The sequence below is a fragment of the Allobosea sp. genome, assembly GCF_030695125.1.
In the GTDB taxonomy this organism is placed as follows: domain Bacteria; phylum Pseudomonadota; class Alphaproteobacteria; order Rhizobiales; family Beijerinckiaceae; genus Allobosea.
This window is the reverse complement of record NZ_JAUYTP010000006.1, coordinates 58,691-81,445: the sequence shown is the minus strand read 5'-3', so window position 1 is coordinate 81,445 and position 22,755 is coordinate 58,691. Positions and strand designations below refer to the sequence as shown.

Annotated in this window: 28 protein-coding genes; 15 read left to right on the top strand and 13 right to left on the bottom strand. The window is 68.5% G+C overall.

Translation table 11 applies throughout. The annotated features are described in order from the left end of the window. Positions 1-36: 36 nt before the first annotated feature. Positions 37-432 carry a 50S ribosomal protein L19 gene (gene rplS, locus Q8S38_RS01010; RefSeq protein WP_305678552.1) on the bottom strand — a complete coding sequence of 132 codons (396 nt, stop codon included), beginning with the start codon at positions 430-432 and terminating at the stop codon, positions 37-39. Between the two features lie 228 nt (positions 433-660). Between rplS and Q8S38_RS01005 the strand changes: the two genes are divergently transcribed. The 5 genes from Q8S38_RS01005 (at position 661) to Q8S38_RS00985 (ending at position 6,699) form a co-directional block, all read left to right on the top strand. Next, entirely contained in the window at positions 661-1,449 is a 789-nt protein-coding gene (locus Q8S38_RS01005) for an SDR family NAD(P)-dependent oxidoreductase (RefSeq protein ID WP_305678551.1), read from the top strand. A 123-nt stretch (positions 1,450-1,572) separates the two neighbouring features. Then, complete coding sequence (locus Q8S38_RS01000) at positions 1,573-2,286, top strand: formylglycine-generating enzyme family protein (protein ID WP_305678550.1); 714 nt, start codon at positions 1,573-1,575, stop codon at positions 2,284-2,286. Between the two features lie 916 nt (positions 2,287-3,202). After that, complete coding sequence (locus Q8S38_RS00995; protein WP_305678549.1) at positions 3,203-3,505, top strand: hypothetical protein; 303 nt, start codon at positions 3,203-3,205, stop codon at positions 3,503-3,505. Between the two features lie 272 nt (positions 3,506-3,777). After that, on the top strand, positions 3,778-5,487 hold the full coding sequence (locus Q8S38_RS00990; protein WP_305678548.1) for an AMP-binding protein: 1,710 nt from the start codon (positions 3,778-3,780) through the stop codon (positions 5,485-5,487). Between the two features lie 99 nt (positions 5,488-5,586). After that, positions 5,587-6,699, top strand: a complete 1,113-nt coding sequence (locus Q8S38_RS00985) for a sulfite oxidase (RefSeq protein WP_305678547.1) — start codon at positions 5,587-5,589, stop codon at positions 6,697-6,699. 4 nt (positions 6,700-6,703) lie between these two features. Here Q8S38_RS00985 and mtaB read toward each other — a convergent pair whose 3' ends face one another. Both mtaB and dapF read right to left on the bottom strand, forming a co-directional pair. Further along, positions 6,704-7,978 (bottom strand): tRNA (N(6)-L-threonylcarbamoyladenosine(37)-C(2))-methylthiotransferase MtaB, encoded by a 1,275-nt coding sequence (gene mtaB / locus Q8S38_RS00980; RefSeq protein WP_305678546.1) that lies wholly within the window; start codon positions 7,976-7,978, stop codon positions 6,704-6,706. Further along, the gene (gene dapF / locus Q8S38_RS00975; protein WP_305678545.1) at positions 7,978-8,862 is read right to left on the bottom strand and encodes a diaminopimelate epimerase; all 885 of its coding nucleotides are present in this window, start codon (positions 8,860-8,862) and stop codon (positions 7,978-7,980) included. The genes mtaB and dapF overlap by 1 nt, the downstream gene beginning before the upstream one ends. A gap of 140 nt (positions 8,863-9,002) precedes the next feature. On the opposite strand from dapF, the gene Q8S38_RS00970 reads away from it, so the two are divergent. Then, positions 9,003-9,902, top strand: coding sequence for a GyrI-like domain-containing protein (locus Q8S38_RS00970; protein ID WP_305678544.1), 900 nt, complete (start codon positions 9,003-9,005; stop codon positions 9,900-9,902). 14 nt (positions 9,903-9,916) lie between these two features. On the opposite strand, the gene Q8S38_RS00965 is transcribed toward Q8S38_RS00970, so the two are convergent. The 6 genes from Q8S38_RS00965 to Q8S38_RS00940 form a co-directional block, all read right to left on the bottom strand. After that, entirely contained in the window at positions 9,917-10,975 is a 1,059-nt protein-coding gene (locus tag Q8S38_RS00965) for an MBL fold metallo-hydrolase (RefSeq protein WP_305678543.1), read from the bottom strand. A gap of 46 nt (positions 10,976-11,021) precedes the next feature. Beyond that, a complete protein-coding gene (locus tag Q8S38_RS00960) occupies positions 11,022-11,621 on the bottom strand; it encodes a class I SAM-dependent methyltransferase (protein ID WP_305678542.1) in 600 nt (199 codons plus the stop codon). Between the two features lie 13 nt (positions 11,622-11,634). Then, positions 11,635-12,261, bottom strand: a complete 627-nt coding sequence (locus tag Q8S38_RS00955; protein ID WP_305678541.1) for a LysE family translocator — start codon at positions 12,259-12,261, stop codon at positions 11,635-11,637. A gap of 67 nt (positions 12,262-12,328) precedes the next feature. Further along, on the bottom strand, positions 12,329-12,673 hold the full coding sequence (locus tag Q8S38_RS00950) for a type II toxin-antitoxin system PemK/MazF family toxin (RefSeq protein WP_305678540.1): 345 nt from the start codon (positions 12,671-12,673) through the stop codon (positions 12,329-12,331). After that, complete coding sequence (locus tag Q8S38_RS00945; protein ID WP_305678539.1) at positions 12,660-12,875, bottom strand: type II toxin-antitoxin system PrlF family antitoxin; 216 nt, start codon at positions 12,873-12,875, stop codon at positions 12,660-12,662. The genes Q8S38_RS00950 and Q8S38_RS00945 overlap by 14 nt, the downstream gene beginning before the upstream one ends. Positions 12,876-12,948: 73 nt before the next feature. Next, positions 12,949-13,509, bottom strand: a complete 561-nt coding sequence (locus tag Q8S38_RS00940; RefSeq protein WP_305678538.1) for a CAP domain-containing protein — start codon at positions 13,507-13,509, stop codon at positions 12,949-12,951. Between Q8S38_RS00940 and Q8S38_RS00935 the strand changes: the two genes are divergently transcribed. From Q8S38_RS00935 to trmD, 7 genes are all read left to right on the top strand, one after another. Then, entirely contained in the window at positions 13,508-13,753 is a 246-nt protein-coding gene (locus Q8S38_RS00935) for a hypothetical protein (RefSeq protein WP_305678537.1), read from the top strand. The genes Q8S38_RS00940 and Q8S38_RS00935 overlap by 2 nt on opposite strands. 43 nt (positions 13,754-13,796) lie before the next feature. Further along, a complete protein-coding gene (ffh, locus tag Q8S38_RS00930; RefSeq protein ID WP_305678536.1) occupies positions 13,797-15,386 on the top strand; it encodes a signal recognition particle protein in 1,590 nt (529 codons plus the stop codon). Then, a complete protein-coding gene (locus tag Q8S38_RS00925; protein ID WP_192644627.1) occupies positions 15,383-15,646 on the top strand; it encodes a hypothetical protein in 264 nt (87 codons plus the stop codon). Before ffh ends, Q8S38_RS00925 begins: the two co-directional genes overlap by 4 nt. 46 nt (positions 15,647-15,692) lie before the next feature. Then, on the top strand, positions 15,693-16,052 hold the full coding sequence (gene rpsP / locus Q8S38_RS00920; protein ID WP_305678535.1) for a 30S ribosomal protein S16: 360 nt from the start codon (positions 15,693-15,695) through the stop codon (positions 16,050-16,052). A 99-nt stretch (positions 16,053-16,151) separates the two neighbouring features. Next, complete coding sequence (gene rimM, locus Q8S38_RS00915) at positions 16,152-16,679, top strand: ribosome maturation factor RimM (RefSeq protein ID WP_305678534.1); 528 nt, start codon at positions 16,152-16,154, stop codon at positions 16,677-16,679. Next, positions 16,669-17,364, top strand: a complete 696-nt coding sequence (locus tag Q8S38_RS00910) for an HAD family hydrolase (protein WP_305678533.1) — start codon at positions 16,669-16,671, stop codon at positions 17,362-17,364. Before rimM ends, Q8S38_RS00910 begins: the two co-directional genes overlap by 11 nt. Before the next feature lie 165 nt (positions 17,365-17,529). Beyond that, a complete protein-coding gene (gene trmD / locus Q8S38_RS00905; RefSeq protein WP_305678532.1) occupies positions 17,530-18,243 on the top strand; it encodes a tRNA (guanosine(37)-N1)-methyltransferase TrmD in 714 nt (237 codons plus the stop codon). Here the strand turns inward: trmD and Q8S38_RS00900 are convergent. The 4 genes from Q8S38_RS00900 to Q8S38_RS00885 all read right to left on the bottom strand — a co-directional run bounded on the left by Q8S38_RS00900 (position 18,204) and on the right by Q8S38_RS00885 (position 20,696). Then, positions 18,204-18,641, bottom strand: a complete 438-nt coding sequence (locus tag Q8S38_RS00900; protein WP_305678531.1) for a type II toxin-antitoxin system VapC family toxin — start codon at positions 18,639-18,641, stop codon at positions 18,204-18,206. The genes trmD and Q8S38_RS00900 overlap by 40 nt on opposite strands. Then, positions 18,638-18,910, bottom strand: coding sequence for a type II toxin-antitoxin system Phd/YefM family antitoxin (locus Q8S38_RS00895; protein ID WP_305678530.1), 273 nt, complete (start codon positions 18,908-18,910; stop codon positions 18,638-18,640). The genes Q8S38_RS00900 and Q8S38_RS00895 overlap by 4 nt, the downstream gene beginning before the upstream one ends. A 65-nt stretch (positions 18,911-18,975) precedes the next feature. Further along, positions 18,976-19,386 (bottom strand): rhodanese-like domain-containing protein, encoded by a 411-nt coding sequence (locus tag Q8S38_RS00890; protein WP_305678529.1) that lies wholly within the window; start codon positions 19,384-19,386, stop codon positions 18,976-18,978. A gap of 107 nt (positions 19,387-19,493) precedes the next feature. Continuing rightward, the gene (locus tag Q8S38_RS00885; RefSeq protein ID WP_305678528.1) at positions 19,494-20,696 is read right to left on the bottom strand and encodes a pyridoxal phosphate-dependent aminotransferase; all 1,203 of its coding nucleotides are present in this window, start codon (positions 20,694-20,696) and stop codon (positions 19,494-19,496) included. A 206-nt stretch (positions 20,697-20,902) separates the two neighbouring features. Here Q8S38_RS00885 and Q8S38_RS00880 point away from each other — a divergent pair, with 206 nt between their 5' ends. Both Q8S38_RS00880 and Q8S38_RS00875 read left to right on the top strand, forming a co-directional pair. Further along, entirely contained in the window at positions 20,903-21,823 is a 921-nt protein-coding gene (locus Q8S38_RS00880) for a hypothetical protein (RefSeq protein WP_305678527.1), read from the top strand. A 115-nt stretch (positions 21,824-21,938) separates the two neighbouring features. Beyond that, positions 21,939-22,751 carry a transglutaminase-like domain-containing protein gene (locus Q8S38_RS00875; protein WP_305678526.1) on the top strand — a complete coding sequence of 271 codons (813 nt, stop codon included), beginning with the start codon at positions 21,939-21,941 and terminating at the stop codon, positions 22,749-22,751. The last annotated feature ends 4 nt before the right edge of the window (positions 22,752-22,755 follow it).

The window sequence follows — 22,755 nt, the reverse complement described above, 5'->3', positions numbered from 1 at the left end:
ACCGCGTCTGATCGTCTCTCGCCTGGGGCGAAATTCTTACTTGGCGTCGGCCTTGGCGCCCTTGGCGGGGCGGGCCTCGACGCGCTCGGCGATGCGGGCCGACTTGCCGCGACGATCGCGCAGGTAATACAGCTTGGCGCGGCGGACCTTGCCCTTGCGGATGACCTTGATGGAATCGAGGTTCGGCGAATACAGCGGGAACACCCGCTCGACGCCCTCGCCATAGCTGATCTTGCGGACGGTGAAGCTCTGGTTGAGGCCGCCGCCGTTGCGGGCGATGCAGACGCCTTCATAGGCCTGAACGCGGCTGCGCTCGCCTTCCTTGACCTTCACATTGACCTGGACGGTGTCGCCGGGCTGGAAGTGCGGGATCTCGCGGCCTTCGCTGAGCTTGGCAACCTGCTCCTTGTCGAGCTGTTCGATGATGTTCACGGGTCTCTCCAATTGCCGTTGTCGCGCTTGGTTGCGCGGGCGTTCGGCACGCTGTTTTCAGTTGAGTGCGCGGGCCATACAGGAGATGGCCGCGCTTGTCGAGCGGGGGGCAAAGCCGTCGCCCCGGTTGCGCTGTGGGCGCGGGCTTTGCCCGGCTTGGCGGCCCCCGTGCCGGTGTGCATAGGCTGGCGCCAACCATAAAGACAGCCACAGGGTCGAAACCGCATCATGCCTCAGGACTCCATCAAGGTCGCCCTCGTCACCGGCGCCGCGCGCGGCATCGGGCTTGCCACCGCCCGGCGCTTTCTGGAGGAGGGCTGGCGGGTCGCCATGCTTGACATCGAAGCGCAGACGCTGGCCGAGGCGATCGCCGCGATCAGCGCGCCCGAGGCCACGCTGGCGCTGCCCTGCGACGTCTCCGACCCTTCCGCGCTGGAGGGAGCCTATACGGCGCTGATGGCGCGCTTCGGGCGGCTCGATGCGCTGGTCAACAATGCCGGCACGGCGGTGTTCAAGCCGCTGCTGGAGACGACGCTGGAGGAGTGGAACCGGGTGCTGGCGGTCAACCTGACCGGCCCCTTCCTCGCGACGCAGCTCGCCGCGCCCCTCATGGCCGACGCCGGCGGCGGCGCGATCGTCAACATCACCTCGATCTCGGGCCTGCGCGCCTCGACGCTGCGCGTGGCCTACGGCACGTCCAAGGCGGCGCTGGGCCATCTCACCAAGCAGCAGGCGGCGGAACTCGCCTCGCTCGGCATCCGGGTGAATGCGGTCGCGCCCGGCCCCGTCGAAACCGCGATGGCGGCGGCCGTCCACTCGCCCGAGATTCGCGCCGATTACCGCGACGCGATTCCGCTCGCCCGCTACGGGCTGGAGGAGGAGCTGGCGTCCGCGATCTTCTTCCTGTGCAGCGACAAGGCGAGCTACATCACCGGCCAGACGCTGGCGGTGGATGGCGGCTTCGACGCGGTCGGGATCGGGCTGGCGACGCTGCGCGGCGAGCGGCGCAACCGCTGAGCACACCGTCCGGAATGGCGTCAGGGCAAGGCCTCCTTCACATCCGCGTGGGTGCGGCGATGCGCGGCTTGCGGGGCTGGGGCCCGCTTGCATCATCCTCCGCGCAACAGGAGGGGGCGAGGGATGACACGGCACTGGCGATGGGCGGGGCTGATGGGGCTGGCCCTGGCGGGAGCGGCGCAGGCTGCGCCGCCTGAAGGTGCGGTCGCGATCGGCGGCTTTGCGATAGACGCCACCGAGGTCACGGTTGAAGCCTTCGCGCGCCATGCCGCCGCCCGCGGCGTGCAGACGGCGGCCGAGCGCGAGGGCGGCGGGCATGAATATGTCGGCGGCTGGCAGCGAAGGCCGGGCTGGAGCTATCGTAGCCCCTCGGGCAGCCCGGCGCAGCCGACAGACCCGGCCGCACATCTGACCTGGTTCGAGGCGCGCGATTACTGCGCGGCACAAGGCGGGCGCCTGCCGACGCTGGCGGAATGGCGCGAGGCCGCCTTCACCGAGCGCCGCCCGGCGCCGACGGACGGCTTTGTGCCCGGCCGGACCTACCCCTTCGCTGTCGGCGACAAGCCCGAGGGCATGAACCTCGCGGGCACCGACCCCGCCAGCGGCGACGTCTGGGAGCGGCATGCTCCCACGGGGGCGACGCGGCGCGGCGTCAACGGCCTTCACGACATGGGCGGCAATCTCTGGGAATGGCTCGCCGACCGGCGCGGCACCGAGGCCCTCACCGCGGGCGGCTCGTGGTGGTACGGCCCCGCCCAGACCCGCAGCGATGCCCCGCAATGGAAAGAGGCCGGTTTCACGGCGGTGTATATCGGGTTTCGCTGCGTCTATGGGTGATGGGAAGGTCAAGCCAGCCATCCATCTCCCGGTGAAACAAGGGAGAGGCGTTGCGCCCGCGAGCATTCCCGCCATCCTTGCCCTGGTGGCGCCCTCGCCTGATCAAGCGCGGGGAACCCCTCTCCCGGATGGGAGAGGGGCAGGGGTGAGGGCCCGCCGCTGATTGTTGAAACGAGACGGAGCCGTGGCGCCCCCTCGCTGCAACGGCAGGCCCTCATCCGGCGCTCCGCGCCACCTTCTCCCATCCGGGAGAAGGCAAGAGGCGTCGCGGTTGTTTATCCCCGCCGCTTCTTTCTCGCCCATAATCGTCCCACCTCATCCCCGAGGGGGCAGCCATCCGGAAGGCACAGCCATGGTGGGGATGAGCGCGGCGCCTGCGGCCGGGTTTGCACCCCGGTCCCGGGAGGCTTCGGGGCACCGCCCTGGGGGTACTACGGCCCCTGTGCGAGGAGCTCGCTGGACCGGTCGTCGGCATCACGCCTGCGTCCCATGCCTCAGTAGACGCGACAACCCGATGAGGGGCACTGGCGTCGAAAGGGCTCGCGGCGGCGGCTGGCTTTCGACCCGATAAGCGCGGCCCGGAGTCCGAAATCGCCGACAAGCGGAGCGCCACGGGGCGTGCGGGCAGTGGCTCAATCTGCCCGCGCCGCGTCCTGGCTCAACGGATGCGGCTGGCTACCCAACGCGCCTCGCGGCGCTCCGCTGCCCCTCATTGATCAACGCCTGTGCGCGAGCGCGGGCGGAGAAGTCGGCTGCCCGTCATGCGCGGGCGAAGCCCTCGGGTCCGGCCTGCGGGTGCGCCACAGATCAGCGCAAGGTCGGCAGCGTTGAAATTATCGTGATCTCCAGATCGGGAACTGATCTGCGCCGCCATCTGTTGGTCCTGCGACAGTTCAATTCACTTTGGAGAATCCAGATGATCAAGAAACTCGCTCTCGTTGCCGCGCTCGCTTTTGTTCCCGCCACCGGTTTTGCTCAGACGGTGACGCCCAATCCTGCCGGCAGCGGCGTCTCCGGCGTTCCGACCCCGGGGCCGAACCAGCCCGGCGGGCTGGCGCCGACGGCGCCGGCGGTCAAGCCGAACCCGGCCGGTGGCGGCGCTCTGGGCGCCAACACCAATCCCCCGGCCTCGCCGGGCGGCACCGTCGCCCCGAGTGGCGCCGACAGCACGATCCAGCGCAACCCGGCGGGCGGCACCACGGTGGCGCCGCGCCCCTGAGCCTCGCCATCGAGGCCGCATCGCCTGACGGTTTTGCGCAGAAACGTCCCCGGAGCCCCGCCGCAAGGCGGGGCTCTTGGCATGACCCCACCGCTCGCTCGCCCGCAACGGGCGGGACGCAGGCGACAAGGTGGTTTACATATGAACTATTAAGCCGATAAAGATTGCCCGGCGCTTGCGTCCGCCTTCGCGGTTCAGCACTGTAGGCGCTTGAAAAAAGGCACCGGCAGCCTGCTTCGGCAGGTGAAATCCGGGCGACGGGGAGGATGAGCATGAACGCGCGCAGCGCCACGCAGGAGACGTCTGTCTCACAGCCTTGGCTGGCCCATTATCCTGCCGCCGTACCGCCGCAGATCGGCGATCCCGGCACGCTGGCCGATCTGATCGGCCGCGCCTGCGAGACCTATGCGACGCGGCCGGCCTTCGAGAGCTTCGGCAAGGCGATCAGCTTCGCCGAAACGGGGCGCGCCGCGCGGGCTTTCGCCGCCTGGTTGCAGGCGAAGGGCTTCCGCAAGGGCGACCGCATCGCCCTGATGATGCCCAATATCCTGGCCTATCCGGCGACGATCTTCGGGGCGCTGCTGGGCGGCTACACGGTGGTCAACGTCAACCCGCTCTACACGGCGCGCGAGCTGACCCATCAGATCAACGATTCCGGCGCGCGCGTGCTGGTGGTGATCGAGAACTTCGCCCATGTCGTCGAGGAGGCGAAACCGAACCTCAAGCTCGACAGCGTCGTCGTCGCCACCGCCGGCGATCTGATGGGTTTCAAGGGGCATATCGTCAATTTCGTCGCCCGGCGGATCAAGAAGGTGGTCAAGCCCTTCGACCTGCCGGGCTTCGTGCCGCTCGCCACGATCCTCGCCGGGTCGGATGCGATGACGCCGGTGACGGTGACGCCGGACGACATCGCCTTCCTGCAATACACCGGCGGCACGACCGGGGTCGCCAAGGGCGCGACGCTGTCGCACCGCAACGTCGCCTCCAATGTCGAGCAGTGCGGCCTGTGGCTCGGCTGGGCGCTCGAGCCGCCGCTGGGGCGCAGCGACTACCAGCATGTGATGGTCACGGCGCTGCCGCTCTACCACATCTTCGCGCTGACCTGCTGCTGCCTGTTCATGCTGCGCATCGGCGCCAAGGGGCTGCTGATCGCCAATCCGCGCGACATCGCCGGCTTCGTCAAGACGCTGAAGGCGAGCCGCTTCACGCTGATCTCGGGCGTCAACACGCTTTACAACGCGCTCGGCAACCATCCCGAATTCGCCAAGGTGAATTTCAGCGAGCTGCGCTTCGCGGTCTCGGGCGGCATGGCGACGCAGGCCGCCGTCGCCAAGCACTGGAAGCTCGTCACCGGCCGGCCGATCATCGAGGGCTACGGCCTGTCGGAGACCTCGCCGGTCGCCTCGATCAACCGGACCGATATCGCCGAATTTACCGGCACCGTCGGCTTCCCGCTGCCCTCGACCGAAATCGCCATTCGCGACGCGGAGGGGCATGACCTGCCGCTCGGCGAGGCCGGCGAGGTCTGCATCCGCGGCCCTCAGGTCATGGTCGGCTACTGGAACCGCCCCGATGAGACTGCCAAGGTGATGTCGCAGGACGGCTATTTCCGCAGCGGCGATATCGGCGTGATGGAAGCCGACGGACAGGTCCGCATCGTCGACCGGATGAAGGACATGGTCCTGGTGTCCGGCTTCAACGTCTATCCCAACGAGGTCGAGGACGTGATCGCGATGCATCCCGGCGTGCTGGAATCGGCCGTCGTCGGCCTGCCCGACGAGCATTCGGGCGAGGCTGTCACCGCCTTCGTCGTGCGCAAGGACGACGCGCTGACGGCCGACGAACTGCGCGCCTTCTGCAAGGAGAGCCTGACCGGCTACAAGGTGCCCAAGCAGATCTTCTTCCGCGACAGCCTGCCGAAGACCAATGTCGGCAAGGTGCTGCGCCGGGCACTGCGCGAGGAGGTCGCCGGCAAGGGCTGAAGGCCGCTGGCCATCGCCTTCGCGGCGGGGCTGGGCTAATCTCGCCTCCATCGCGCCCGGGTGCCCCGACGCAACCCGGCGCCCCTGGAGATTTGCCGCTTGCCGCATCCCCTGATCGACGAAGCGCTGCTGCGCCAGCTCAAGCCGGGGCTGCATATCCATGACGATGCGGCGCTGAACGCCGAGCCCGGCCTCGATCTGCTGGTTGATCCGATCACCCCGGTCGACACCTTCTTCATCCGCAACAACGGCACCGTGCCCGCGATCGCGGACGGGGCGGACTGGACGCTGACGATCGATGGCGAGGTTGAGCGGCCCGCGGTCTGGACCATCGCCGCGCTGCGCGTGCGCTTCGAGACGGTGACGCTCACCGCCGTGCTGGAATGCGCCGGCAACGGCCGCTCGCAGTTTTCGCCCGCGACCGATGGGCTGCCCTGGCGGCTGGGCGCCGTGGGCTGCGCGCGCTGGACCGGTGTGCGGCTGCGCGATGTGCTCGCTGATGCCGGTGTGCGGGAAACAGCGGTCTATACCGGGCAGTACGCGCCCGACCGGCTGATCTCCGACCCGTCGCGGCCGGCGCTGTCGCGCGGGCTGCCGATCGCCAAGGCGCTGAGCCCTGAAACGCTGATCGCCTTCGCGATGAACGACGCGCCGCTGCCCATCCTGCATGGCGGCCCGCTGCGGATCGTCGCGCCGGGCTTTCCCGGCTCGGCCTGGCAGAAATGGCTCGACCGGATCGAACTGCGCGCCAGCGAGCATGACGGCGAGAAGATGCGCGGCACGAATTATCGCCTGCCGACGGCGCCGGTCGCGCCGGGCGAGCCGCTCGACGAAAGCCGGTTTGCGGTGATCACCGACATGCCGGTGAAGTCCCTGATCAGCGCGCCGCTGGCGGGGTTCACGGTTCCCGTCGGCGCGATGCTCGAGGTTTCGGGTTTTGCCTGGAGCGGGGCGATTGCGCTGGCGGGCGTGCGCGTCTCCTGCGATGGCGGCGAGAACTGGCGCGAAGCTGCGCTCGATGACTGCGAGGGGCGCTATGCGTGGCAGCGTTTCAGGGCCGCCTTCGCCATCGCCCGCGCCGGCCCGCTCGCCGTGCTGGCGCAGGCACGCGATGTCGAGGGCCACGTCCAGCCGCTGGAGATTGCGTGGAATCCGCGCGGCTACTGCAACAATCAGGTGCAGCGGGTCGAGGGCGTCGCGCTGGCGGCGTGAGGCCTCACGCGGCGATGAGCGCGCGCCCGTCGGCGGCGTCTGCGGTTACCGTCAGCAACTCGCCGGCCGCGACCTCGCGGCCGAAGCGCACCAGCGTGAAATCCGCGGCGCGGCCGCTGTTGCCGCGCTCGGTCAGGACTTGGAGCGGCCGGCCGAAGCGGGCGACGAGATGGGCCGCATGGGCCGTCGCCGCAGCCCGGCGCAGCCGCGCGGCGCGCTCCGAGACGATCTCGCCAGGAAGCTGCGGCATCCGGGCGGCCGGCGTGCCGGGGCGTGCCGAATAGGGGAAGACGTGGACATAGCTCAGCCCGCAGGCGCCGATCAGGTCGAGCGAGCGGGCAAACATCGCCTCGTCTTCGGTGGGGAAGCCGGCGATCAGATCGGCGCCGAAGGCGATGTCGGGGCGTAAGGACCGCATCTCCGCGCAGAAGCGGATCGCATCGTCGCGACCGTGGCGGCGCTTCATGCGCTTCAGGATGAGATCGTCACCGGCCTGCAGCGAGAGATGCAGATGCGGCATCAGCCGCTGCTCGGTCGCGATGGCGTCGCGCAGATCATCGTCGACCTCGACGGCGTCGATCGAGGACAGGCGCAGGCGCGGCAGTTCGGGGATACCGCGCAGGATGGCGCGCACGAGCGCGCCCAGCGTCGGCGCGTTGTGCAGATCGCGGCCATAGCTCGTCAGATCGACGCCCGTCAGCACGACCTCGCGGGCTCCCGCTTCCGTCAGCGCCCGGCATTGCGCGACGACGGTCTCGACGGCCAGCGAGCGCGAATTGCCCCTACCGAAGGGGATGACACAGAAGGTGCAGCGGTGGTCGCAGCCGTTCTGGACCTGGACGAAGCCGCGCGTCTGGCGTGCGCCGCGCCCGCTGTCGATACCGCCCAGCATGGTCTGCGCCATGATGTCGCCGACCGCGATCTTGTCGGCCGCGTCGGCGCCGGGTGCGGCCATGAGGCTGTTCGAGCGGGCGAGCGCGGTCCAGGTCGCAGCCTGCATCTTCTCGGCGTTGCCGATCACGCGGGCCGTCTCCGGCATCTGCGCGAAGCGGGCCGGCTCGATCTGGGCGGCGCAGCCGGTGACGACGACGGGGCGGTCGGGCCTGTCGCGATGGAGCCTCCGGATCGCCTGGCGGGCCTGCCGGGTGGCCTCTGACGTCACGGCGCAGGAGTTGACGATGGCGAGATCGGTGAGGCCCGCGGCTTCCGCCTGGCGCCGGATCGCCTCGCCCTCGACGATGTTGAGGCGGCAGCCGAAGGTGACGACCTCGAGGGTCATCAGGCGGCGGTCTCGAACAGTTCGGGGGCGAGCGTGCCCTCCCATTCGAATTCGACGGGGCCGGTCATCAGGACATGGCCGTCGCTCTCGCGCCATTCGATGGTGAGGTCGCCGCCGGGCAAGCTGACGACCGCCTTGCGGGCGCTGAGCTCGCGGCGCACCGCCGCGACGAGGGCCGCGCAGGCGCCCGAGCCGCAGGCGCGGGTGATGCCGGCGCCGCGCTCCCAGACGCGCAGCACGATATGGTCGGGCGCGACGACGGCGGCGAGCTCGATATTGGCGCGGTCGGGGAAGATCGGGTGGTTTTCGAGCAGCGGGCCGATCTGCGCGAGATTGAAGCGGTAGGGATCGTCGACGAAGAAGACGGCGTGCGGATTGCCCATGTTGACGGCGCAGGGCGTGTGCAGGATCGGATCGTCGATCGGGCCGATCTGGAGCTCGAAATGCGCGGTGTCGTGGAAGGGCTCGGCCAGCGGGATGTCCTCCCAGCCGAGCTTCGGCGCGCCCATGTCGACGGTGAAGACGAGGTCGCTGTCGCGCTTGGCCGGCAGCAGGCCGGCTTTGGTCTGCAGCGTCAGCGCGGTCTTCGCGGCATCGCCCATCATGGGATCGGCCAGCATCGCCCAGGCGACGCAGCGCGTGCCGTTGCCGCAGGCGCCGGCTTCGGAGCCGTCGGTATTGTAGATCCGCACGAAGGCGTCGGTGCCGGGTGTCAGCGCGTCATGGAGGACCATGAGCTGGTCGAAATGCGCGCGCGGCTCGGCCGCGATGGCGCGGGCATCACTTTCGGTGACGCGGAGCTTCGTGCGGCGCAGGTCGAGAACGGTGATCTCGTTGCCGAGGCCGTTCATCTTCAGGAACCGGCGATGGGCGAGGGCGTTCATCGTGTCATACATCCCTTGAAGTGCGGATCTATGACGGAGGCGACGTGAAAAAGCCACCCTCCGGGTCGTTTCATGGCGTAAGTGATGCTTCATGCTGCGCCGCAAGGGCGCGAATCGGTTCCATGGGTAGGACAGTGACAATGCCGCATTATCGGGTTGCTGTTGCGGCGCTCGTCGCCGTTTTGGCGGGCGCGGGATTGGCCGGAGCGCAGACGCGTGTCGCGCCGCCCACGGCGGTCGAGTCGGCCCCTTTGGCGCCACCGCCCGGAGCGCCTGTTCCTGTCCAGGCTCAGCCCGCGCCGCTGACCCCGACGCCCCCTGCCGCCGTGCCCGACGCCGTGCCCGGCCCCCAGCCCGTGCAGCCCGCGCCGGCTCCGCAGTTGCCGATTACGCCCGAGCCGGTCCAGCCGGCGCCGACACCGCAGGTTCCGCTGGAGCCGCAGCCCGTCCAGCCGCCTCCGACCTTGCCTGCCCCGGGACCTGTCCAGCCGATGCAGCCGCCGACGCCGCAGCAGCAGACCGGGACGATCGATCCCAACGCGACACTCGCGGGCAAGCGCGGTGACCAGAGCGATGTCGACGAGGTGCTGCTGGTGGCCAAGCCGGTGCTGATGCTCTCTGGCTCCGCGAGCTGGGACGAAGGCTTCAAGCGTCTGAACGAGAGCTTCCGGGTGCTGCGCCAGGAGGCCGAAGAGGCCCGCCTGCCGGTGGCGGGACGTCCGCTGACGCTGTTCCTCGAAACCGACGACAACGGCTTCCGCTACGAGGCGATGCTGCCGGTCGGGCCGGGGCCTGCCGGGGATCGCAGTTCCACCTTCGGCAACGGCGTCCGGCCGGGGCTGACGCCCGGCGGGCCGTCCCTGCGCTTCGTCCACGTCGCGCCCTATGACGACATCGATTCGACCTACGAGACGATCACCGCCTATCTCGAGGCCAAGGCCATCAACGTGAAGGACGCCTTCCTCGAAGAGTATGTCGGCGATCTCACAGATCCGGCCGACCCCAATCTCGAGATCAACGTCTACGTCCAGCCGCGCTGATCAGGCGCTACAGCTCAGGCCTGCCAACTCAGCCCCGGCCGCATCGCGCGGAAGCGCTCCTCTTCGAGGCCCGCGGCCGTCAGAGCCGCCGCCAGCGCGGCCGGCGGGCGCTCGATGCCCTCGTCGGTGAGCTGGAAGGTGCCCCAATGGTGCCCGAGCGCCTGCTCGGCCCTGAGGGACAGCATGACCTTGACCGCTTCCTCCGGGTTCATGTGGTTGTCGCGCATGAACCAGCGCGGCTCATAGGCGCCGATCGGCAGGACGGCGAGACGGAAGGGGCCGTATTCCGCCCCCAGCCGCTCATAGAGCGAGCCGTCATGGAAGCCGGTGTCGCCGATGTGGAAGATCCGGGTGCCCGTCGTCTCGACGACGAAGGAGCACCACAACGCCATGCGGCGGTCGAAGGCGCCCCGCGCCGACCAGTGATAGCTCGGCACCAGGGTGACCGCGACGCCGTCCGACAGCGTCAGGCGGGTCGACCAGTCATGCGCCTCGGCCTTCGCATCGGGGATGCGGGCCTTGACGATGGTGTCGTTGCCGAGCGGCATGATCATGCGCGGCGCGTGCCGCTCATGCAGCCGCGCCAGGGTCTCGATGTCGAGATGGTCGTAATGGTTGTGCGTGATCAGCACCGCGTCGATGCGAGGCAGGTCGTCGAAGGCGACGCCGGGCTCGTTGACGCGGCGCGGACCCATGAAGGAGAGCGGGCTGGCACGCAGCGAATAGACCGGGTCGATCAGCAGGTTCAGCCCTGCGACCTGATACAGAAACGAAGCATGGCCGAGATGGACGATCCGGACACCCTCGACACGGGCCGGCGGCTTGTCCTGCGACGGGGCGGGGAAGGTCTCGGGAAAGGCCTCGCGATCCCGCTTCGAGGTCTGCCATTTCAGGACGTCGGCCAGTCCCTTGGTTACCGGGCGGCCGTCGGTGAAGACGACGCCGTTGAAGTTCTCGGTCACGGGGCCCTGGTAATACGGGTTGCGCGAACGCGAGATCGAGGCCCAGGCCGCGCTGCCGGTGCCGAGCAGCGCGGGGAGACCGAGGAGGGTGAGGAGCTTGCGGCGATTCATGCCGCAGAAAGTGGGTTCGCGACGCCGCGGGTCAAGCGGGCAGCGTTCACGGTCGCTTGATCGCCGTGGCATGAAGCCAGGCTGTCGGCTCGCCGTCATAGCCGCCGCCGGTCTCCTCGACGATGACGAGGCTCTGCCAGCCTGCGGGCCCGTAGGCGGACCGCAGCCAGTCCGGCGAGGGATAGTTGAAGTAGCGGCCGAAGCGGTCGCGCCCGTCGGCCGTGCCCGCCTTGTAGCTGGCGTAGAAGAGTCCGCCGGGCTTCAGCGCCCTGTGAATGGAGGCGAGGATGCCGGGCAGCGCCGTGCGGGGCACGTGCAGCAGGCAGGCATTGGCCCAGACACCGTCGAAGGCCTCGATCGCGTCGATGTTCTCGAAGAGCAGCACCTCGACGCGCCGCCCGAGACGCCGGCTCGCCTGCTCGGCCAGTTCCGGCGAGCCGTCGGTGGCGACGAGGTCGAGGCCGTGATCGAGGAGGACGACGCTGTCGTGGCCGCCGCCGCAGCCCAGTTCCAGCACGCGGGCGCCGGGCGGCAGCGCCGCGGCGAAGGCGGCGATGCGGGCATGCTCGGCTTCGCGGGAGCGCCCTGCATAGGCCTGGGCCTCGGCGGCATAGAAATCGAGCGTGGCAGTGTCGCGGGCCGTCATGATCGTCTGCCCTTCAGCGCGTGCCGGTGCGCATCGCGACGGTCGCGATGCCGGCCCCGATCAGCAGGGTCCCGCCGGTCCGGTTGATGGCTCGGATGGCGCGCGGGCTGCTGACGACGGCGCGGGCGCGGGAGGCGATGAGCGCGTAGCCGAAGGCGTTGGCGGCGGCGAGCGCCACGAAGGTCGCCTCGAAGATCAGCATCTGCGTCCAGAAATCCGCCTTCGGATCGAGGAACTGCGGCAGGAAGGCGACGAAGAAGGTGAGGCTCTTGGGGTTCAGCGCCGTGACCAGCCAGGCATGGCCGAGCATCTTCAGCGACGAGACGGCATCCTCGCGCGGCTTGGCGTCGAGCGTGCCGCCGGCGCGGAACAGCTTGATGCCGAGCCAGACGAGATAGGCCGCGCCCGCCCATTTCAGCGCGGTGAAGACGGTGGCCGAGGTCGCCAGCAGCGCGCCGACGCCGAGCATCGAGAGCGTCATCGCGGTGAAGTCGCCAAGCGCCACGCCGGCGGCCGTCGGCAGCGCCGTGCGCCAGCCCTGGCCGAGCGCATAGGAGACGACCAGCAGGATGGTCGGGCCGGGAATGACGAGAAGCACGGCGGTGGCGGCGGCGAAAGCGGCCCAGGTTTCGAAGGTCATGACGCTGTTTCCCGATGGCGTCAGGCGAGCCATCCCCAGCTGCGGCGGTTTGTAAAGAGGAGCCGGTTCAGCTCAGGCCGAGATGCTCACGCAGCGCAGCGCCGACACGCTCGCGCCAAGCAGCCGGAAGCCGCCCCAGCTTCTGCGCATGCCGGGCTTCGATGGTTGCTATCTTGCAGGGACGAACCACCGATGGCGCCGGCAGCCCCGTTTCCTCGTCGGCTCCGTCGATCGCCACATCTCCCGGCCAGGGCCGGTTCTCTGCACTGGTGATCATCACGACCCAGAGCAGGCCTTGCTCCTCGCCGATGCCGCCGGCTGAAACCACCAGCGCCGGGCGATGCTGGCGTGTCGAGCGGTCCGTGTACGGGAAGGGGACGCGGACGACGTCTCCCTGTTCAAAGCCCGCCATAGGCCTTGCGATCGGCCTCGCCGTCCCATTCGTCGAATGTCGCAAACGGGTCTTCGGCCTGGTGTGCTCGCGCCTTCGTCATGACGACGCGATCAGGTTCGATCGCATAGGCAATCTCGTCACCCTCCCGCAGGCGCAGAGCCTTGCGCACGGACTGAGGAACAGTCGTCTGCGCCTTGCTGGTGAGTTTGCTGAGGATCATCCACGTCGCCCTGAACGACCAAACTAATTAGATAGTGTAAGGAAAATCCTTGCCGGCGGCAATATCGTCGTGGTCAGCGCGGCGGCCGGTTCGAACCGAACCAGCCGACGGGCCCCGCCGACATCTCGACGCGCTTCTCCGGTTCGCCGGCCACGACCAGCGCCCACCAGGCGCGGTATTGCGTCTGCGGGTCCTTGGCGAGCGCGATGCCGAAGCGGGTGGCTTCCTTCATCCGCAGGTTGGCGTCATGGCCCGAGGAGGCGCGCCAGCCGGCGAAGGCTTCCTCGGTCGAATAGTAGCCGCCTCCGAGATTTTCCGCCGCGCGGGCGGCGTCGAGGCCGGCGGCATGGACGCGCGCGGCGAAATTGCCGGCGGCGTCGTGTGAGAGTGTGTTGGCGCGCGCCATCGCATCGGCCTGGCGCTGGGCCATGGCGGTCAGGGCCGGGTCGAGCCGGACGGGCCCGAGGCCCTGGCTGGCGCGATAGGCGTTGAAGATTCGGCTGGCTTGCGCCGGATCGAGCGTGACCGCCGCCAGGCGCTCGGTCGCGCGGGCATCGAGCGGCGTCGCGCGGCGCGGCTCGCCGGCGCAGCCGGCGGCGAGGAGGGCGAGGGCGGCGGCGAAGAGAGGGCGCATGGGCGAAGATGGGTCCGGCATCGCTTGGGAGCCTGCGCCGCTAGCGCCCCATCATGGCGAGATTGCTGCGGCGACCCCGCCAACCTTGACTTTCGCCACAATCTTCCGCTTTAACCCGCGCATCCGTTTCGCCGACATCGTCGAGACCGCATCAGCCGACCGGGCCGCTTCACGCATTTCGAGCCCGGAGGTCAACGCCCGACAGCGCGACTGCGCCCTCGGGCGCGAAACCGTTTGGCGATGAGGCTTCGCGTTATCGGTCCCTGAAGGCAAGCAGGCAGGTCCGCATGTTCGGCACTCTCAGCGACAGGCTATCAGGCATCCTCTCGGGGCTGACCCGCAGGGGTTCGCTGACCGAGGAGGACGTCAACGCCGCGCTGCGCGAGGTGCGCAAGGCGCTGCTCGAGGCCGACGTCGCGCTCGAGGTCGTGCGCTCCTTCACCGACAAGGTCCGCGAGCGGGCGGTCGGCGTCGAAGTGCTGAAGTCGGTCACGCCCGGCCAGCAGGTCATCAAGATCGTCAACGACGCGCTGATCGACATGCTCGGCGGCGATGGCGAGGGCATCACCTTCGACGCGGTGCCGCCGGTGCCGATCCTGATGGTGGGTCTGCAGGGCTCGGGCAAGACGACCTCGACCGCCAAGATCGCCAAGCGCCTGACCGACCGCAACAAGAAGCGCGTCCTGATGGCCTCGCTCGACACGCGCCGTCCGGCCGCGATGGAGCAGCTCGCCATCCTCGGCAAGCAGGTCGGCGTCGAGACGCTGCCGATTGTCGCCGGCCAGTCGGCGGTGCAGATCGCGCGCCGTGCGATCGAGGCCGCACGTCTCGGCGGCTACGACGTCGTGATGCTCGACACCGCCGGCCGCGTTACGCTCGACGACACGCTGATGGCCGAGGTCGCCGAGGTGAAGGCGGCGACGAACCCGCATGAGGTGCTGCTCGTCGCCGACGCGCTGACCGGGCAGGACGCGGTCAACACCGCGCGCGCCTTCGATGCGCGCGTCGGGCTGACCGGCATCGTGCTGACCCGCATGGATGGCGATGGGCGCGGTGGTGCGGCGCTCTCGATGCGCGCCGTCACCGGCAAGCCGATCAAGCTCGTCGGCACCGGCGAGAAGATCGATGCGCTCGAGGATTTCCACCCCTCGCGCGTCGCCAACCGCATTCTCGGCATGGGCGACATCGTCGGCCTGGTCGAGCGCGCGGCCGAGACGGTCGACGCCGACAAGGCGCAGGCGCTGGCGCAGCGGCTGGCCAAGGGCAATTTCGACCTGTCCGACATGCGCACCCAGCTCCAGCAGATGGAGAAGATGGGCGGGCTCGGCGGTGTCATGGGCATGTTGCCCGGCATGAAGCAGGCCCAGAGCCAGCTCGCCGCTTCCGGCGTTGGCGACAAGATGTTCAAGCGCATGATCGCCGCCATCGACTCGATGACCGAGGCCGAGCGCAAGAACCCCGACCTCCTCAAGAACAGCCGCAAGAAGCGCATTGCGGCGGGCTCCGGCACCAGCCCTGAGGCGATCAACAAGCTGCTCAAGATGCATCGCGGCATGGCCGACATGATGAAGCAGATGAGCAAGCAGAAGGGCGGCATGCTCGGCAAGCTCGGCGCGATGTTCGGCATGGGCGGCGGTGGTCTGCCGCCAGGCATGCCCGACCCGTCGAAGATGGATCCGGCGCAGCTCGCTGAACTGCAGAAGCAGATGGGCGGCGGCGGCATGCCGGGCCTGCCGCCCGGCGGTTTTCCGGGCCTGCCCAAGGGCGTCACGCCGCCGGCCGGGATGATGCCGAAACTGCCAGGGCTCGGCGGGATGCCGGGCCGGGGTCTTCCGGGGCTGGGGGGCACCAACCCCTTCGGAGGCAAGAAGAAGTGACCAAGCCCACTGAAATGCGCGTCGGCATGTTCGACGTGTTCAAGCAGGTCAAGGCGCGTCTCGACGATGCCAACCTGTCCTATGAGACGTCGTCCTATCGGGACGACGCCTTCTCCTTCCTCGTGCATGCGCCGGGCGAATATTGGGAGATCGACGTCCTCGAAGACGGCTCGATCGATCTCGAAATCTTCACCTCGACCGGCATGAAGGACGATCCCTGGGCCGCCATCGACCAGCTGGTCGACGACAACAAGCCCTGAGTTCCACCGCAACGCCCACACGTTCAAAAACCAAGGAAGAACGCGCATGTCCCTCAAGATCCGCCTGACCCGTGGCGGCGCCAAGAAGCGCCCCTACTACCGCATCGTCGTCGCCGATGCGCGCGCGCCGCGCGATGGCCGCTTCATCGAGAAGATCGGCTCCTATGATCCGATGAAGGCGAAGGATTCGCCCGAGCGCGTCGTTCTCGATATCGAGAAGGCCAAGGATTGGCTTGCCAAGGGCGCCCAGCCGACCGACCGCGTGCTGCGCTTCCTCGACGCCGCCGGCCTCGCCAAGCGCCCCGCGCGCAACAACCCCAACAAGGCTGTTCCCGGCGAGAAGGCCAAGGAGCGCGCCGAGAAGAACGCCGCCAAGTCCGCTGCTCCGGCTGAAGCCGAGGCGTGATGCCCCGCCGCCAACGCACGTCATTCTCGGGCGAAGCGCAGCTTCGACCCGGGAATCTCCGGCAGGAGATGGTCGGGTCAAGCCCGACCATGACGCGTCATGGCCGCTGACGACAAGCTCGTCCTGCTCGGCGTCATCGGCGCCGCGCATGGCATCAAGGGCGAGGTCCGGATCAAGGCTTTCACCGGCGATCCGCTGGCGATTGCCGAATACGGCCCGCTGACCGACGAAAAGGGGCGGCGCTTCGAGATCGCCGAAATCCGCCCCGCCAAGGAGGTCGTGGTCGCCCGTCTCAAGGGCATCACCAGCCGCGAGGCGGCCGAGAGCCTCAACGGCGTCAACCTCTTCGTGTCCCGCGACAAGATCCCGGCACCCGAGGACGAGGACGAGTTCCTGCAGGCCGATCTGATCGGCTGTGCCGTGATCGGCCCCGATGGCGCGGTTCTGGGCACGGTCACCACCGTCGCCAATTACGGCGCGGGCGATCTGCTCGACATTCTGCTGCCGGATGGCCGCTCGGTGCTGATGCCCTTCACCAAGGCCTTCGCGCCGCGCATCGACATCGCCGCCCGGCGGATCGAGGCGGTTCCGCCCGAGGGGTTGTTCGAGGCCGACGATGAAGACTGAGACCGGGATGCCCGAAGCCTGGAAGCAGCCGGCTGCCGCGCTGATCTTCGACATGGACGGCACCATCGTCGACAATATGCGCTTCCACGAGGACGCCTGGGGCAAGCTGCTCACCTCGCACGGCCTGCCCTTCGATGCGGACGAGTTCTTCCATCGCACGGCGGGCATGGCGGTCGGCGAGATCATCACCCCGCTGTTCCCGCAGGCGACGCCGGAGGAGGTGATCGCGCTGGGCGAGGCGAAGGAGGTGTTCTATCGCGACGCCTATCGCGCCCATGTCGTCGCGCTGCCCGGCCTGCTGCCGCTGATGGCGCGGGCGCAGAGCTGCGGCGTGCCGATGGCGGTCGCCTCGGCCGCGCCGCCGGAGAACATCGCGCTGGTGCTCGACACGCTGGGCCTGCGCCCGCATTTCGCCACGGTGATCTCGCCGAGCCAGGGGTATCGCGGCAAGCCGCATCCCGACATGTTCATCGAGGCGGCGCGCCGTATGGACGTCGCGCCCGAGGCCTGCCTCGTCTTCGAGGACGCGCCCAACGGGATCGAGGCCGCGCGGCGGGCCGGCATGCGCGCCGTGGCGATGCTGACCATGCTCAGTGCGGATGGGTTTGCGGGTTACGACAACGTCATCGCCAGCGCGGTCGATTTCAACGCGCTGGACCGTCTGCCGGCGCTACGCTTCGGTTAAAGACGACTTCGTTTCGGTTTTTCGCGCGGTCATCCCGGACAAGCGGCGAGAGCCGCGCCGATCCGGGATCCACTCCGGAACGGTTCAGGCATGGATCCCGGGTCTGCGCTGCGCTCCGCCCGGGATGACGGCGCGTTTCCAGTTTTAGTCCGGTAAGGTCTCTCCATGCCGTTCCGTGCCTCTGTCCTCACGCTCTATCCGGAGATGTTTCCCGGCCCGCTGGGCGTGTCGCTCGCCGGCGAAGCGCTGCGGCGTGGGTTGTGGTCGCTTGAGACGCACCAGATCCGCGACCATGGCATCGGCCGGCACCGCAATGTCGACGACAACCCGGCCGGCGGCGGCGCCGGCATGGTGCTGCGCTGCGACGTGCTGGGCGCTGCCATCGACGCCGCCGTTCCCGCCGATGACACGCGCCCGCGCCTGCTGATGTCGCCGCGCGGGCGGCCGTTGGCGCAGCGCCAGGTGCGCGACTGGGTCGCGGGCGAGGGCGTCGTCATCGTCTGCGGGCGCTTCGAGGGTGTCGACGAGCGGGTGATCGAGGGGCGCGGGCTGACCGAGGTCTCGATCGGCGACTACATTCTCTCGGGTGGCGAGATGGCGGCGCTGGTCCTGCTCGACGCCTGCGTGCGGCTGATCCCCGGCGTGATGGGCAAGGAGCTCTCCGGCGAGGACGAGAGCTTCGAGAATGGCCTGCTCGAATATCCGCATTACACCCGCCCGCGCGAATGGGAGGGCCGGGGCCTGCCCGAGGCGCTTCTCTCCGGTGACCATGCCCGGATCGCGAAGTGGCGGCGGGCTGAGGCGCAGAGGATTACCGCGGAGAGGCGGCCGGATTTGCTTCAGCAGGGGATGGTGCGGACGAAGCCGGACTCGCCATAGGCAATAATCTTGCGGTCGCGCGTGACGATTGGCAGTCCCAGGTTCCGCGCGGTTGCGATGATCAGGCGGTCGGCCGGATCGCCATGGAGATCGCCGGGCAGATGAGAGGCCTCGATCGCGATGTCAGGCGTCAACGCAGCGGCCTGAATGCCTGGACCGCCCACGAAGCGCGCGAACCACGTCTTCGGATCGGGCTGGAAGTGTAGATCACCCGTCCGGTTGGGGCGCGGGCGACTCAAAAGACCAATCTCCCACGCTGACACGGGCGAGACATGGATCGACTGCGTCAGTCCTGCGGCACGGATCGCCAGCATGGCCTGCGGCGACATCGGGTCGCCATTTGCCAACCAGATGACGGCGCAGGTGTCGAGTAGGACTGCGGCCCCGGCAGCTGTCATCGATGCAGGATACCGTCCTCGGCGTCGAGGCGATCGTCGAGTATAGGGGCTGTCAGATCGAAACCGTCCGGGACGGTCACGCTTCCGCGCATGAACCCATGAAGGCCATCGATGGCGTCGGCATGGCTCTCGGGCGGGGTCAGCACGGCAACGGGACGCCCGCGTCTCGTGATCACGACACGCTGAAGTTTATGCTCGTCGAGCTGCTTCAGGAGGTCGAGGCACGTCGCTTTGAATTCTGATGCGCTGATCGAACGGGTCTCGCCCATGGCAGCCCTCATATGGTCAACTGACTTGACCATATCATCGTCCGTGCTGCAGACCAAGATCGCCGTCAGTGATAAGCCACCACCGGCAGCTTCTCGGCGAGCCAGCCGCCCGGGCCCAGCATGCCGCCGCGCACCGCCAGGATGTCGCGGAAGCCGCGGCCGGCGAGCTTGGTGCGGATCGAGGCGCTCAAGCCGCCGTTGCGGTCGATCAGGGCGATGCGCTTGCCGGGGTGGTCGAGCCGCAGCCCCGCCAGACGGACCTCGAAGGCGGGCGTCTCGACATCGAGGGCGGTCGCGCCCTGGGGGATGCCAGTGTCGCGCCACTCTTCCGGTGTGCGGATGTCCAGGAGGAGGAGGGTGCCGGCGCGGGCTGCACCGTAAGCTTCGCCCGGCGACAGCGTGGTCGGCGCCTGCGCCTGCGCCCGGCACGGAAATAGGAAAACCGCCGCTCCCGCGATGAGGATGCGGCGGTTCAAGATGGAGTCGACGTCATTGCGAGGAGCGTCAGCGACAAAGCAATCCAGGAGCCGTCGCGCGAGACCCTCTGGATTGCTTCGCTGCGCTCGCAATGACGACGCCCCGATCAGCGCAGCTCGGCGCAGAAGCGCTGGATGCGGCGGCAGGCCTCTTCCAGCTTCTCGTCCGAGGTGGCGTAGGAGATGCGGAAGTTGGGTCCGAGCCCGAAGGCCGAGCCGTGGACGGCCGCGACCGCTTCGTTCTCCAGGATCCCCAGGACCAGATCCTCGTCGGTCTCGATGACCTTGCCGTTGGGCATGGTCTTGCCGATCAGGGCCGAGCAGTCGGGATAGACGTAGAAGGCGCCCTCGGGCTTGGGGCAGACGAGGCCGCGGGTCTGGTTCAGCATGGAGACGACGAGGTCGCGGCGACGCTCGAAGGCCTTCTTGAAGACGGGCAGGTGGTCCTGCGTGCCGTCCAGCGCCTCGACGGCAGCCCATTGCGAGATCGCCGAAGTGCCCGAGGTCTGCTGGCCCTGGACGAGGTCCATGGCGTTCATCAGATGCTGCGGACCCGCCGCGTAGCCGATGCGCCAGCCGGTCATGGCATAGGACTTCGAGACGCCGTTCATGGTCAGCGTGCGCTCATAGAGGCCGGGCTCGACCTGCGCCGGGGTGACGAATTCGAAGTCGCCATAGACCAGATGCTCATACATGTCGTCGGTCAGCACCCAGACATGGGGGTGGCGCATCAGGACGTCGGTGAGCTTCTTCATCTCGGCGCGGCTGTAGGCGGCGCCCGAGGGGTTCGAGGGGGAGTTGAGGATCACCCACTTGGTCTTGGACGTGATCGCACGCTCGAGCTCTTCCGGCTGAAGCTTGAACTCGTTCTCGATCTTGGTCTCGGCGAAGGTCGCGGTGCCGCCGCAGAGGGCGACCATCTCGGGGTAGGAGACCCAGTAGGGCGAGACGCAGATGACCTCGTCGCCGGGGTTCAGCGTGGCGAGCAGGGCGTTGTAGATGACATGCTTGCCGCCGGTGGAGACGATGGTCTGGCTCGGCTTGTAGTCGAGGCCGTTCTCGCGCTTGAACTTGCGGGCGACCGCCTCGCGCAGCTGCGGGATGCCGGAGACGGGGGTGTACTTGGTCTCGCCACGGCGGATGGCGGCGATGGCCGCCTCCTTGATGTTGTCGGGCGTGTCGAAATCGGGCTCGCCGACGGAGAGCGAGATCACATCCTTGCCCTGCGCTTTCAGGTCGCGCGCCTTCTGCGTGATGGTGATGGTCGCAGACGGCTTCACGCGCTTCAGGGCGTCGGCAAGGAAGGCCATGGCAGGTTCTCCGGATCTCGGACGAGGGCACGCCGTTTCGCAGGCGCGGGCGTGGTTTAGGACTCGTGGCGGGCCATCGCAAGCCAAACTCCTTGATGCCGCCGGTGAATGGCGCGAATGTCGTGTCGACAGCACGGTCGCGGAGATCCACGTCGCAGGCGTCGCTTTGGCCGGTCGCCGCTTCGCGCCACTGCCGAGAGGTTGCGATGGACCGCCTCGTCGAACTCTGGCGTCGCCTGCCGGACTGGGCCTACGGGCCCCTGCTGCTGGCCGTTTTCGTGGTCGTTGGCCTCGCGATTGGCCTCTGGTATCGCTTCGTCACCTCCGGCACCAACAGACCCGAGATCGCCGAGACCTGCGCGCTGGGCTCCTACGACGAGGCGGCGTTTCGCGCGCTCATTGGCCGCGTCATGCGCGAGGGTGGTCGTGGTGACGGCGGCTGCCGCGATGTGACGCTGCCGGGGGATTGTTTCGAGCGCGTGCTGAAGGAGCGCATCGACGCCGTCCAGAAGGTCGCCGGGCCGGAGATGGTCGGACGCATGATGGCGATGCACGCGGTGATGCGCGCCAGCAAGGCCGTGCTGCTGTCGCAGAAGACGATTCCGCCGCGCCAGCCCGTCAATTTTCCTGGGATGGAGGCGCACCGCAAGGCGTTTCCGGACGCGTTCAAACCGCCGCTGCCGCCCCGGGCCGAGCGCTTCGTCTATGCGCTCGACAAGCGCGAGGTCGGCCTGTCGGGGCCGGCGCTGATCGGCGGCGGTCGACGCAACAGCTGGGATACGGGGCGCACCCGCTCGCCGAGCGGTCTCTACGCCATCGCCGAGGTCGCGATCATCCTGTCCGATCCCGCGCTGAACTATCCCGTCGACAGCGATGTCGGGGCGGAGAAGGAGGAGATCGCCTATGTCGAGGCGGCGTGGACGCACCGACGCACAGACTACAACGCAGCGCGGCCGGCGCTGCCCTCGGAGTCCGTCCACAGCATGACCTCGCTGTGCCCGCGCCGCCCGGCCTGGCTCGATACACCGGCGCAGCCTTCGGGCAGGCAGGCGCGGCCCTCCCTCATGTGGGGCAGCATCAGGCAGGAGATGGAGGATGCGATGCGACCGATCGTGCCCAACAACTGAACCGGTCCGGGCAAGCGTTTCGCCGCGCCGGATTGGCCGGAAACATGCATAGTGGGCCGACCGGCTGAGGGGCCAACCATCATCAGCGCGCAGCAAGCCGCGCGGAAGGCATGTCGTGAAACTCAGGATCGGTTACGAACTCGACTATCATTTCCCGCAGCCCACGCCGCTGATCCTGATGCTGAACGTGCATTTCAGCCGGGTGTCGGACCTCCAGACTCCCGATTACATCCGCTTCAGCCCTTCCGTTCCGGTCAGCGCCTATCGCGACGGCTTCGGCAACTGGTGCACGCGGCTGCTGGCCCCGCAGGGCGCGATGCGGATCACGGCGGATGCGATCATTTCCGACAGCGGCCTGCCCGAGGCTTACGACCGCAGCGCCGGCCAGGTTCCGGTCGAGCGGCTGCCGGAGGAGGCGATCGTCTTCCTGCTGGCGAGCCGGTTCTGCGATTCCGATCGCCTGCTCGACCTCGCCTGGCAATTGTTCGGACATACCCAGCCCGGCGCGCCGCGGGTGCAGGCGATCTGCGATTTCGTCAACCAGCGCATCACCTTCAACTACAACGATGCGAGCGTGACCCGCTCGGCTTCGGACGCCTATGCGGAAGGGCGGGGCGTCTGCCGCGACTATGCCCACCTGGCGATCGCGTTCTGCCGGGCGATGAACATCCCGGCGCGCTACTGCACCTGCTATCTCGGCGATATCGGCACGCCGCCACCCTGGCCGCCGGGCGATTTCGCGGCCTCCTTCGAGGCCTATCTCGAGGGCGGCTGGCAGATGTTCGATCCGCGCAACAACGCGCCGCGGATCGGCCGCGTCCTGATCGCGCGCGGTCGCGATGCGGCGGACGTCGCCATCGCCACCACCTTCGGTCCCAACACCCTGACGGGGTTCAAGGTCTGGACCGACGAGGTGACGGAGGGCTGAGGCG